Here is a 12,331-nt window from a genome sequence, read left to right as displayed (position 1 = left end):
CGATGCCCGGCATCCACGGCTAACTTCATCCCGCCAGTTCACGATCGGAGTCAACCGTGTCCGCGTTCTCAGCATCCCGCCGTGCGGCCCTCCGCACGTTCGCCGGCCTCGGAGTGTTCGCCCTCGGCGCTTCGGCATGCGGCCCCGGTGAAACCGGACGGCCCGGCACCTCCGCCAACCCCTCCGGCCAGAGCTCCGCCCCCGCCGGAGCCCGGCACCTGGGCGCCGAGTGGGAGAGCCACACCCGCACCTTCATGTCCTGGCCGGCGCTGGCCTCCGTATGGGAGCAGGACCTGCCCTACGTACGGGAGGACATCGCCCGTGTGGCGCGCGCCATCGCGCAGTACGAGTACGTCGTGATGATGGCCAGGCCCGACCAGCAGGCCGCGGCCCAGAAGGCGTGCGGCTCCGGCGTCGAGGTCATCCCCATGGAGGTCGACGACCTGTGGGCCCGTGACACCGTCCCGGTGTTCATCGAGGACGGCGGCAAGCTCGCCGGCGTCGACTTCAACTTCAACGGCTGGGGCGACAAGCAGGAGCACACGAACGACGCCCAGGTCGGCCGCAAGCTGCTGGAGAGGTACAAGATCCCGCGCATCCAGGCGCCGCTGGTCGCCGAGGGCGGCTCCTTCGAGACGGACGGCGAGGGCACCCTCCTGATCACGGAGAGCTCGATCGTCAACGACAACCGCAACCCGGGCAAGAGCCGGGACCAGATCGAAGCCGAGCTCAAGCAGACCCTCGGAGTCCGGAAGGTGATCTGGCTGGCCGGCGTGCGCGGAGAGGACATCACCGACGCCCACGTCGACAGCCTCGTACGGTTCGCGGCCCCGGGTGTCGTCCTCCTGGACAAGGCGTACCCGGGCACGCCCCCCGATTCCTGGTCCCGCTCCTCCGACCAGGCGAGGGCCGTCCTGGCCAAGGCGACCGACGCCCGCGGGCGGCGTCTGGAGATCATCGACCTGCCGCAGCCCGACCTGGACAAGATCACGGGCCACGGTGACGACTTCGTGTCGACGTACGCCAACTTCTACGTGGCCAACGGCTCGGTGTTCATGCCCCGCTTCGGCGACGCGAAGGCCGACGACCGGGCGCGGGGCATCCTGCAGGAGCACTTCCCGAAGCGGGACATCGTGCCGGTCAGGATCGACACGATCGCCTCGGGCGGCGGCGGCATCCACTGCGCCACCCACGAACAGCCCGGCAAGCCGGCCGACTGACGGCAGGCCCGGTCCATCGACGGGCGGGCGGCGGGGTCCGGTGCCAGGCTGGGGTCGTACTCGATCCCCGAAAGGCAAGCGCCATGATCACCACCGACTTCGTGCCCGGATCCCCCTGCTGGCTCGACCTGGGCGCTCCCGACGTCCGTGCCGCCGCCGCCTTCTACGGAGCCGTGCTCGGATGGGAGTACGAGCCCATGGGCGAGGCGGGCGAGGGAGGAGATGCGGGGGACGGGAACATGGAAGGCGGGATGTTCCGCAAGGACGGCAAGCTCGTCGCCGGACTCGGCAAGCTCACCGAGGAGGGCGCGCGTTCGGCCTGGATGATCTACTACAGCGTCAGCGACGCGGACGCCACGACCCGGCTCGTCGAACGCGCGGGCGGCAAGGTGCGGGTGGCGCCGAGGGACCTCGGCGAATGGGGCCGGATGGCGCAGTACGACGACCCCGCGGGGGGCCAGTTCGCCGTGTGGCAGCCCGGGAAGGACAGCGGCGTCGAGCTGGTGGACGAGCCCGGCTCGCTGTCCTGGACGGAGCTGTACACGAGCGATGCCGCGGGCGCGCGGGAGTTCTACGGGGGTGTCCTCGGCTGGCAGTTCAGCGACACGCCGATGCCGGGCGGCGAGGGCACCTACACCCTCATCACCCCGGCCGGACTCCCCCAGGAGCGCATGCAGGGCGGGCTGCTGGAACTCCCCGCGGAGCACCTCTCCCTGGCGAACGGACGGCCGTACTGGCACCCGGTCTTCAACGTCACCGACTGCGACGCCGCGGTCGCCAGGGTCACGGAGAACGGCGGCAGCGTGCAGATGGGGCCCGTGGACGCCCCGGGCATCGGCCGGATGGCCGTCTGCCTCGACCCGTCGGACGCCGACTTCCTCCTGCTCACCCCCGCCGGGAGTTAGTGCCGTACCGTCACCCGATCGGGCGTAGGCTTCGCTTGGCATGGAGGCGCTGGGGGCGGAGCACATGGTTGCAGAAGCAGAGCAGAGGTGGGGGGCGACCCTCGATTCGGTCGTGGTGTACGCGCAGGGCGCGCTCTGCCGCCGCCTGGCCCGGGGCACCGTGCCCCCTGACGGCCGGGTGCGGGTGACCGGACTGCCCCGCTCGCTGGACCCCGGCTCGCTGCGGGCCCGCGTCCTGGGTGCCCCGGGGGTACGCGTCACCGAGGCCCGGGTGGAAGTGGAGGCCGAGCCCCTCGGTACGGACACGCCCGACGCGTTGCGGCGCGAGGTCGAGCGGCTGCGCGACGAGTACGCGGCGGCGCAGGGGCGCCGGGACCGGCAGTTGAGCCGGATCGAGGAGGTCACGGCCCTCCACCCGGTCCCGCCCGCCCGCGAGCCCGAGGACCCGCACCGGCGTACTCCGGTGGACGTGTGGCTGGAGTTCGCCGACTTCGTGGACGAGCGGCTGGAGCGGCTGCACGGCCGCCTCGTCGAGCTGGAGGCGGCCGTGCGCGATCTCGGGCACGAGCTCGCCGTCGCCACCGACCGGCTCTCCCGCGCCTCCACCGACGCACCGGCCGCGCACGTGGAGACCACCGTCTGCGCGGTCCTGACCTTCGACGGCACCCGTGGTTCCGAGACGGAGGTCGAGGTCGAGGTCGAGTACGGGGTGCCGGGCGCCGTCTGGGCGCCGGCCTACCGGCTCACCCACCGTCAGGGGGACGGCACCGGACGCCTGGTGCTGCGCGCGTCGGTCGCCCAGCGGACCGGCGAGGACTGGACCGGCGTCCGCATCGCCCTGGCCACCGCCGATCTGCGGCGCCGCACGGATCTGCCGAGGCTCCGGTCGATCCGGATCGGGCGCCGTCAGCCCGCCCCCGCGCCTTCCGGCTGGCGCGAGCCCCCTGCCGGGCTCGCCGACCTGTTCACCGCGTACGAGGCCGCCGGCCCCCGACCGCGCACGGCCACCACGCCCGTTCCGCCGCCGCCTCCGCCTCCCCCGCCGCTGCCCGTGCCCGTACCGGCATCGGCGCCGGTACCCCAGGCCTACGGTGCTCCGCCCGCCCCGGCGCCCGGGGCCGTCGGCGGCGCGATGCCCGACCTCGCCGCCTCGCCCGCCCCGCGCCCGGCCCCCGCCAGGGCGCGTGCCGGTGGCAGGCCGCGCGGCGGTGCCGGGCCGGGTGACGGTGCCGGGTTCGCCGGGCGCCCCGCCGGGATGGCTCCCCCGTCACCCGCGGCGCCTGCCGCTCCCGCGGCCCCCGGCATGGCCGCGGCGCCGCCCGCTCCCGCCCCGGACCCGGTATCCGGTCCGCCGCGGCCGAGCGGCGCCGAGCTCGACTACGCCGAGCTCGTCCTGTCCGGCCCCGAGGAGCCGGGCGCCCGCCGGGGCAGGCTGTTCCCCGGCGCGGCCGGCGACCCCGTGACGGACGAGTGCCGCCGCCGGGCCGAGGCGGTGGCCGCGCTGCCGCTGCCCGGGCAGGCGGTACGGCCCCGCGCGTCGGCCGGGTCCTTCGACCACCGCTTCGACGCCGCCGCCCGCGCGGACATCCCGTCGGACGGCACCTGGCACACCGTCACCGTCGGCGAGATCCCGGTCGGCCTGCGCACCGAGTACCTGTGCGTGCCGTCCGTGGAGGAGACGGTGTACGCGACGCTCGTGCTCTCCAACGCCACCGACCAGGCGCTGCTGGCCGGCCCGGTGGAGGTCGTCGTCGACGACGGCTTCCTGCTGACCGCCGGGCTGCCCACGCTCGCGCCCGGTGGCGTCCGCCGGGTGGGACTCGGGCCGGCCGAGGGCATCCGGGTCACGCGCCGCACGAACCTGAACGAGTCGACCTCGGGCCTGCGCGGCGGCACCACGGTGCTCGACCACCGTGTCCACGTGGAGCTGGCCAACCGGCTCGCGGGGCCCGTCACCGTCGAAGTCCGCGAGCGGGTGCCGGTCACCTCCGAACCGGACGTCCGGATCGAGGAACGGTCCGACTGGACGGCACCCGTGGAGGGCGAGGGATCGGAGCACCATGCCCCGGGCACCCGCATCTGGCGCCTCGACCTCCCCGCCGGCGCCACCGCCGCCCTCGACGGCGGCTACGAGATCCGCATCCCGACCGGCAAGGCCCTGGTCGGCGGCAACCGCAGGAGCTGACCACCGCCATGTCCACGGTCCCGAAGCCGATCCCCCTTCCCGTCACCGCCGTCACGTGCCTGGAGGACCGTGCCCACGTCGAGCGGAGCACCGTGCTCGATCTGGAGGCGGGCGTCCAACGGCTGCGTCTGGGGCCGGTCAGTGCGCTGGCCGTCGACCGGACCCTGCACGCCGAACTGACCGCCGAACACCCGGCGACCGTGCTCGACGTACGGATCGTCCGCAGCTGGACTCCGCGCGGGCCGCTGCCGTCCGCCGACGACGATTCCGTCCTGCGCCACCGCGTACACGCCCTCGAAGAGGAACAGACCGCCCTGGAGCGGGAACGCGGCCGGCTGCTCACCCGCCAGGGTCTGCTGGCCCGCCTCGCCGCCGACCTGCTGCGCGAGATCGGCGAGGGCGCCGGATCCGGGGAGTCCGAACGCTCCCGCTGGTCCCGCGAACTGGACCGGGTCGATGAGGAGCGCGATACCCGAGGGGAGCGGCTGCGCGTCGTGGAGGCCCGGCTGGCCGCGCTCGCCGCCGAGCTCGGGGAGACCCGGCGGGCGGTGCGGCTCTCCGAGGAGGAGCCCGCCGAGCTGGTCGGCCATGTCGAGTTGACCGTGGAGACCGCGGCGGCCGGGCCGGTCGGGCTGCGCCTGGGACACCTCACCCCGTGTGCGCTGTGGCGGCCCTCCTACCGGGCCGTGGCGGCCGGGGACGCCCTGACGCTGGAGACCGACGCGGTGGTCTGGCAGCGCACCGGCGAGGACTGGTCGGACGTACGGCTGACCCTGTCGACCGCCCGGTCGGCGCTGGCCGGCGATCCGCCGCGGCTCGGCGAGGACGTCCTGACCCTCAAGGACCGGTCCGCGGCGGAGCGCCGCACGGTCGACGTGGAGCTGCGCGAGGAGGAGATCGGGGACCTCGGCCCGGCCCCCGTGCTCGGCCTGCCGGGCGTGGACGACGGCGGCGAGGCGCGGGTGCTGACCTCCCCCGTTCCGGTCTCCGTGCCCGGGGACGGGCGCGCCCACCGGGTGCCGCTCTCCGTCTTCACCGCGCCCGCGAGCAGCGAGTACGCCTGCTCACCCGAGCTGTCGCCGCTGGTCACCCAGGTGGTGCGGTTCGACAACCTGTCCGGGCACGCGCTGCTCGCCGGGCCCGTGGACCTGGTCCGCGGCAACGGGTTCAGCGGCCGGGGCACGCTGGACTTCACCGCGCCGGGCGCGCCCGTGGAGCTCGCGTTCGGCAGTTGCGACGACCACGGCGTGGTCCGGCACACCGAGGAGTCCCGGGACACCACCGGGATCATGCAGCGGACCGTGGTCACCCGCACGGTCAGGCTGCACCTGTCGCGGTTCTCCGCCCCCGGGGAGCGCGGGGAGCGGGTCGTCGTCCTGCGGGAGCGGATTCCGGTCTCGGAGGTCTCGGCGGTGGAGGTACGCCTGCGGAAGGACGCCTGTTCCCCGGCGCCCGAAGCGGTCGACGCCGAGGGCATCGCCCGCTGGGACGTCTCCCTGCCTCCCGGCGGGCGGCGCACGGTCACTCTCGTGTACGAGTTGTCGGCGAGCTCGAAGGTCGCCGGGCTCTGAGCCGTCCGAACCGGATTGCCCATTCCTGTTTCACCTTTTCGGGCTCACGGAAATCCGCCGGCATTTCGATGAGAAGTCCATCCGATTTTCACCGCATCACCCGGATGGACTTCGGCTGATTGCCGGACGCCACGCCTGCGTGTTCTCGTGGCGGTGAGGTCTGCCGTGCGCGACCATACGGACGCCGAGCCGGCAGATATGGAACAGCGCGACAGGAAGAAGGACGGACGTGTCCGGCAGCGAAAGCGAGAACCCCGCAATCTCCTCCCCGACCCCCACCCCGACCACCCCGAGGACGAACCGGGACTGGTGGCCGAACCAGCTGGACCTCCAGGTCCTCCACCAGCAGTCACCCCAGTCCAATCCGTTGGGCGAGGACTTCGACTACGCCAAGGAATTCGCGACCCTGGACGTCGACGCCCTGAAGCGGGACGTCATCGCGGTGATGACGGATTCACAGGACTGGTGGCCCGCGGATTACGGCCACTACGGGCCGCTGTTCATCCGGATGAGCTGGCACGCCGCGGGAACGTACCGGATCGCCGACGGCCGGGGCGGTGGCGGCTCCGGCGCCCAGCGTTTCGCTCCCCTGAACAGCTGGCCGGACAATGCGAGCCTCGACAAGGCGCGCCGTCTGCTCTGGCCCGTCAAGCAGAAGTACGGGCAGAAGATCTCATGGGCGGATCTTCTGGTGTTCGCCGGAAACTGCGCCATGGAATCGATGGGGTTCAAGACCTTCGGGTTCGGCTTCGGGCGCGAGGACATCTGGGAGGCCGAGGAGATCTTCTGGGGGCCCGAGGACACCTGGCTCGGCGATGAGCGCTACACCGGCGACAGGGAGCTCACCGGTCCGTTCGGCGCCGTGCAGATGGGGCTGATCTACGTCAATCCGGAAGGCCCCAACGGGAACCCGGATCCGATCGCCGCCGCGCGGGACATCCGCGAGACGTTCGGGCGGATGGCGATGAACGACGAGGAGACGGTCGCGCTCATCGTCGGGGGCCACACCTTCGGCAAGTGCCACGGCGCGGTCGGCCCCGAGTACGTCGGTCCGGAACCCGAGGCCTGCCCCATCGAACAGCAGGCCCTCGGCTGGAAGAACAGCCAGGGCAGCGGCGTGGGCGTCGACACGATCACCAGTGGTCTGGAGGGCGCCTGGACCACGGAGCCCACGAAGTGGGACAACGGCTACCTGGACAACCTCTTCAAGTACGACTGGGAGCTGACGACGAGCCCGGCCGGTGCGCACCAGTGGACCCCCACCGACGCCTCGGCCCAGGGCACGGTGCCCGATGCGCACGATCCGTCGAAGCGGCACGCCCCCATGATGCTGACGACGGACCTCTCGCTGAAGCTGGATCCGGTCTACGGGCCGATCTCGAAGGGCTTCCACGAGAACCCGGACAGGCTCGCGGACGCGTTCGCCAAGGCCTGGTACAAGCTGCTGCACCGTGACATGGGGCCCCTCTCGCGCTACCTCGGCCCGTGGATCCCCGAACCGCAGCCGTGGCAGGACCCGGTCCCCGCGGTCGATCACCAGCTGGTCGGGGACCGGGAGGTGGCCGACCTCAAGGCCCGGATCCTGGCCTCGGGACTGTCCGCGTCCCAGCTGGCCGCCACCGCCTGGGCGTCGGCGGCGAGCTTCCGCGGCACCGACAACCGGGGCGGGGCCAACGGGGCGCGGATCCGGCTCTCGCCGCAGAAGGACTGGGAGGTCAACGCCCGTCCCGAGGTGGCCGAGGCGGTGCGGACCCTCGACGGGATCAAGCAGGAGTTCAACTCGCAGAACGGCGCGAAGGTTTCACTCGCCGACCTGATCGTGCTGGGCGGGTGCACGGCCGTCGAGCAGGCGGCGAAGAACGCCGGGCACGAGCTCACGGTCCCGTTCGCCCCCGGGCGCACGGACGCCTCGCAGGAGCAGACCGACGTGGAGTCGTTCGCCGTACTGGAGCCCAGGGCGGACGGATTCCGCAACTACCTCCGGGCGGGCGAGAAGCTGTCGCCGGAGACCCTCCTGCTGGACCGCGCCAGCCTGTTGACGCTGACCGCGCCCGAGATGACGGTCCTCGTCGGTGGCATGCGTGCCCTGAACGCCGGTTTCGGGCAGTCCCCGCACGGTGTGTTCACCGGCCGGCCGGAGACGCTGACCAACGACTTCTTCGTCAACCTGCTGGACATGGGTACGGAGTGGAAGGCGTCGGCCGCGGACGAGAACGTCTTCGAGGGCCGGGACCGCGCCACGGGCAAGGTCAAGTGGACCGCCACCGCCGTCGACCTCGTCTTCGGTTCGCACTCCGAGCTCCGGGCGCTGTCCGAGGTGTACGCGTCCGCGGACGCCGGAGCGAAGTTCGTGCGTGACTTCGTGGCGGCGTGGGTGAAGGTGATGAACCTGGACCGGTTCGACCTGGCCTGAGCCAGGCGTCCCGGCCGGCCGGCTCCCCCACCGGCCGGCCGGGACGTGCCGCCGGCGCCCTCAGCCCTCCTGGCGGGCGGCATCGGCGAGTTCCGCCAGGGCGGCCGCCAGTGCGATGAGGCCGGGGCCGGCGGGTCCGCCGGGTTCGGACATGTAGACGTCGCGTCGGATCTCGACCATCAGCGCACCGACCCGGTCGTCCCGGCCGTAGTGCTTCAGCGGGACGTAGGTGCCGGCGAAGGGGCTGTCGAGCCCCGTGCCGCCGAAGCCCGCGAACGCCTTCTCGGCCGCGGCGAGGAGCCCGGCCGGGGTGTGGAAGGGGTCCGTGCCCAGGCAGATCGGCGGGCGGCCGCCGTCGCCGTGCAGCTCGTACGGGAGCGGCTGCGTGGGGTAGGAGTGCACGTCGATGATCACGGCCCGCCCGGTGGCCTCCAGCCGGTCCTCCACGGCCCGCGTCATGGCCTCCGCGTAGGGGTGGAACCAGCGCTCGATCAGCGGCCGGCCGTCGAAGCCGTCGGGGCGCAGGTCCTCCCGGTGGGTGGTGCGCGTGTACACGGCGCCCATGCCCACGGCCAGCATCTCCTCGCGCTCGTCGGGAAACCGCTCGGGGTCGATGACGAGCCGGGACAGCCCGTTGACGAACTGCCACGGCGTGACCGCGCAGCGGGCAGCGGCCGCCGCGGCGATGTCGGCGGTGTGGGAGTCCGTGATGTGGTCCAGTTCCAGATCGAGCGCCCGGTCGTCCAGCACGATGCCGGCGCGGACGGACTCCGGTATGACGCGCGAGGAGTGCGGCACGTGCAGGATGACCGGCGACGTGTCGGCGCCGGCGAGGAGCCGAAACGGCTCGGGCGTGTGGTTCATGAGACGAGCGTACGGCCGAACGGGCGAATCACGCTGACGGAGCGCCACGTGACACTGGGTCACTCCGGTCGGGGCGACACGTACCCGGATGAGGCCGCGGGCCCGTCCCACGGGTGCGCAGACACCTGCTCCACGGACTGACGGGCCTTCACGTTGTGGGCATTTATGGCGGATCGTCAGGGTCTGGGTTGTACTGGGCGCCAAGGCAACACCACCCGGCGACTGGAGCGTTACGTGGCATCCACCACCCTCACCGTCTGGAAGTTCCCCACGCCCGAGGGCGCGCAGCAGGCCGAAACGGCCCTGCTCACGCTGCAGAAGGAACAGTTGATACAGGTGCACGACGCGGCGGTCGTCACGTGGCCCGAGGACCGCGGGAACCCGAAGACCCGGCAGCTGAACAACCTCACGGGGGCCGGGGCGCTCACCGGCACCTTCTGGGGGATGCTCTTCGGCCTCCTGTTCTTCGTGCCGCTGCTCGGCGCCGCCGTGGGTGCGGCGGCCGGCGCCATCGGCGGATCGCTGACCGACGTGGGCATCGACGACCGGTTCATCGACGACGTGAAGAGCGAGGTCAAGCCGGGGACTTCCGCGCTGTTCCTGCTCTCCTCCGACGCCGTGATCGAGCGGGTGCGCGGCGCCTTCCCGGAAGTGCGGGCGCAGCTGATCCGCTCGAACCTCTCCCATGAGCAGGAGCGGCAGCTCCGCGAGGTCTTCGCCGCCTGAGCCCCCGACGTCAGATCCCCGCCAAGACATCCGATATCGGAGGTATCTCCATGAAGCGTCTCGCCATCACCGCAGCGCTGGGCACGGCCACCGCGGTCCTGTTCCTGTCGGGCTGCTCGTCGGACGACAGCAGCCCCAAGGAACAGGCGACGAAGGCCGCCGCGGACCTGTGCGACGGCCTCTCCACGCTGAAGGCGGACCAGGCCAAGCTGGCCGCTCTCGACCCGGCCACCACGACGAAGGACCAGTTGGGGGACGCCGTGAAGGCGGTCCAGAAGGACTGGGAGAGCGTCGCCTCCTCCCTGGGCGATCTCGACTCGGCGAAGAAGTCGGCTGTGCAGTCGGCCGTCGGCGATCTCAAGTCCGGCTACGCGGACCTGCCGGGCGACGCAACGGGCGCCGACGCGCAGGCCAAGCTGAAGCCCCAGGTGCAGAAGCTCGACGAGACGCTCGTCGCCGCCTCGGCCGGGGTCAAGTGCGGCTGACGTAGGGCGAGAGGTCCCGTCAGGGCCGGGGGAACGCCCCCGCCCCCTCCTTCCGGGGCTCCGGGGCCGCTGTCGGCCCGGGCCTCGTGGCCTGCGCCAGCAGGCGCAGGGCCGTGTGAGCCGCCGAGCCGGCCGGGGCGGTCGCCACGACCAGGATCTGGTCCTCGGAGATCGTCAGCGCCTGCTGGGTGACCGTGAGCGCGCCCACCAGGGGGTGCCGCAGCCTGTGTTCGGCGATGGTGCAGGGCCGCACCCGGTGGTCGGCCCACATCGTCGCGAACTCGGGGCTGCGCATGCTGAGTTCACCGACGAGGGCGGCGAGAGCGGCGTCGTCGGGGTGCCGGCCCGCCGCGTAGCGCAGGGAGGCGACGACGGCCCGGGCCTTGTCCTCCCAGGTTTCGTACAGGTCCCGGGTGTGGGCGTCGAGGAACATGAGCGAGGCGTTGTTGGGGCGGTCCGCGGGCCGGTCCGGTGCGAGCGGGTCCAGGTGGCCGGCGAACAGGGCGTGGCCCAGCGGGTTCCAGGCCAGTACGTCGGTCCGCCGGCCCGTGACGACGGCCGGCACGTCGGGCATGGAGTCCAGCAACGCGCGCGTCGCCGGGGCGATCCGCTCCACCGGCGGGCGGCGGGCCGGACGGCGTCGTCGGACGGCGGCGCCCGCCAGGTCGTGCAGGTGGCGGCGTTCGACCTCCTCCAGCCTCAGGGCGTGGGCGATCGCGTCCAGCACCTCCGGTGAGGCGTTGTGCGCGTGGCCCTGCTCCAGGCGGGCGTAGTACGAGGCGCTGACCCCGGCGAGCAGGGCCAGTTCCTCACGGCGCAGGCCCTGCACGCGGCGCCTTTCCCCGTACGTGTCGAGGCCGATGTCCTGGGGCGTCAGCCGGGAGCGGCGGGCCTGCAGGAACGCGCCGAGTGAGCTCTGTCCGTCCATGTGCCCAGTATCCGCGGGCTGCATGCCGCCTGCCGCTCCCTGCCGGGGATAGGCAGCGAAGGGTGTGGCTGCCCGCGCCGTGGCCGCCGAGTGTGGTGGCCATGGACACCATCGAATTGGGCAACGTCAGCGTCAGCCGGGTCCGCGAGTACTACGGACCCCTCGGCCTCTCTCCCCACGGATTCATCCCCGACAGCAGCACGGACGTCTGGAAGGCGGAATCCGCCTGGCTGGAGCCGGAGTTCGTCGGCGGCGAGCCGCCCGTCGCCAACGCGGCGCTGCAGACCTGGGTGCTGCGCAGCGAGGGCCGCACCATCCTCGTCGACACGGGCGGCGGCAACCACAAGTCGCGCCCCGGCATGCCCTGGGACCGGCAGGAGACCGGCTTCCTGGACAACCTCGCCCGGGCCGGGGTACGGCCCGAGGACGTCGACCTCGTCGTCAACACCCATCTGCACGCGGACCACGTGGGCTGGAACACCCGTCTCGACGGCGACGACTGGGTGCCGACCTTCCCCAACGCCACGTACCTGATCCACCGCGACGACTTCGACTTCTGGAACCCGGCGAACGGACACACCTCCGTCCTGGGCGACGGCAACGTCGAGGCCTTCGAGGACAGCGTCGCCCCCGTCCACGCGGCGGGCCGGACCCTGCTGTGGGAGGGCGACAGCCACCGGATCGACGCGAACCTGCGCCTCGACCTGGCCGCCGGCCACACGCCCGGCTCGTCCGTGGTCACCCTCGCCTCCGGCACGGACCGGGCGGTGTTCGTCGGGGACCTGCTGCACAGCCCGGTGCAGATCCTGGAACCGGACGCGAACAGCTGCTTCTGCGAGGACGCCGGTCAGGCGCGGGCCGCCCGGCGCCGGCTGCTCGGCTGGGCCGCCGATCGGGGAGGGCTGCTGATCCCGGCGCACTTCGGCGGTCACGGCGCCGCCGAAGTGGCCCGGGACGGCGGCGGCTTCGCGATCAAGGGCTGGGCCCCGTTCACCGCGTACACACCGGGTGACGAGGGCTGACGGCGGGGCCAC

At 72.7% G+C, this 12,331-nt stretch carries 10 protein-coding genes; 8 read left to right on the top strand and 2 right to left on the bottom strand.

The features are described 5' to 3' along the window. Positions 1-56 precede the first annotated feature (56 nt). From ACIQ5Y_RS14430 to katG, 5 genes are all read left to right on the top strand, one after another. Complete coding sequence (locus ACIQ5Y_RS14430; RefSeq protein WP_403879579.1) at positions 57-1,220, top strand: agmatine deiminase family protein; 1,164 nt, start codon at positions 57-59, stop codon at positions 1,218-1,220. 83 nt (positions 1,221-1,303) lie between these two features. Next, the gene (locus ACIQ5Y_RS14425; protein WP_403879578.1) at positions 1,304-2,125 is read left to right on the top strand and encodes a VOC family protein; all 822 of its coding nucleotides are present in this window, start codon (positions 1,304-1,306) and stop codon (positions 2,123-2,125) included. A 64-nt stretch (positions 2,126-2,189) separates the two neighbouring features. Next, positions 2,190-4,310 carry a DUF4139 domain-containing protein gene (locus ACIQ5Y_RS14420; protein ID WP_403879576.1) on the top strand — a complete coding sequence of 707 codons (2,121 nt, stop codon included), beginning with the start codon at positions 2,190-2,192 and terminating at the stop codon, positions 4,308-4,310. Between the two features lie 8 nt (positions 4,311-4,318). After that, positions 4,319-5,881: a DUF4139 domain-containing protein gene (locus ACIQ5Y_RS14415; protein WP_403879574.1), complete on the top strand. Its 1,563-nt coding sequence runs from the start codon at positions 4,319-4,321 to the stop codon at positions 5,879-5,881. Between the two features lie 229 nt (positions 5,882-6,110). Beyond that, on the top strand, positions 6,111-8,294 hold the full coding sequence (gene katG / locus ACIQ5Y_RS14410) for a catalase/peroxidase HPI (protein ID WP_403879572.1): 2,184 nt from the start codon (positions 6,111-6,113) through the stop codon (positions 8,292-8,294). 60 nt (positions 8,295-8,354) lie between these two features. Here katG and ACIQ5Y_RS14405 read toward each other — a convergent pair whose 3' ends face one another. Next, the gene (locus ACIQ5Y_RS14405; protein ID WP_403879571.1) at positions 8,355-9,158 is read right to left on the bottom strand and encodes an N-formylglutamate amidohydrolase; all 804 of its coding nucleotides are present in this window, start codon (positions 9,156-9,158) and stop codon (positions 8,355-8,357) included. 234 nt (positions 9,159-9,392) lie between these two features. On the opposite strand from ACIQ5Y_RS14405, the gene ACIQ5Y_RS14400 reads away from it, so the two are divergent. Together ACIQ5Y_RS14400 and ACIQ5Y_RS14395 are read left to right on the top strand one after the other, a co-directional pair. Beyond that, complete coding sequence (locus tag ACIQ5Y_RS14400) at positions 9,393-9,884, top strand: DUF1269 domain-containing protein (RefSeq protein ID WP_403879569.1); 492 nt, start codon at positions 9,393-9,395, stop codon at positions 9,882-9,884. Positions 9,885-9,934: 50 nt separating this feature from the next. Then, positions 9,935-10,369: a hypothetical protein gene (locus ACIQ5Y_RS14395; protein WP_403879567.1), complete on the top strand. Its 435-nt coding sequence runs from the start codon at positions 9,935-9,937 to the stop codon at positions 10,367-10,369. A gap of 19 nt (positions 10,370-10,388) precedes the next feature. Here the strand turns inward: ACIQ5Y_RS14395 and ACIQ5Y_RS14390 are convergent, their stop codons facing one another. Then, positions 10,389-11,297 (bottom strand): helix-turn-helix domain-containing protein, encoded by a 909-nt coding sequence (locus ACIQ5Y_RS14390; protein WP_403879566.1) that lies wholly within the window; start codon positions 11,295-11,297, stop codon positions 10,389-10,391. Positions 11,298-11,398: 101 nt separating this feature from the next. On the opposite strand from ACIQ5Y_RS14390, the gene ACIQ5Y_RS14385 reads away from it, so the two are divergent. Beyond that, complete coding sequence (locus ACIQ5Y_RS14385; protein ID WP_403879564.1) at positions 11,399-12,319, top strand: MBL fold metallo-hydrolase; 921 nt, start codon at positions 11,399-11,401, stop codon at positions 12,317-12,319. The last annotated feature ends 12 nt before the right edge of the window (positions 12,320-12,331 follow it).

This window comes from Streptomyces sp. NPDC096339, from assembly GCF_044762985.1.
Taxonomy (GTDB): Bacteria; Actinomycetota; Actinomycetes; order Streptomycetales; family Streptomycetaceae; genus Streptomyces.
Note: the sequence above shows the minus strand (reverse complement) of the source record. Positions and strands in the feature narration are given on the sequence as shown.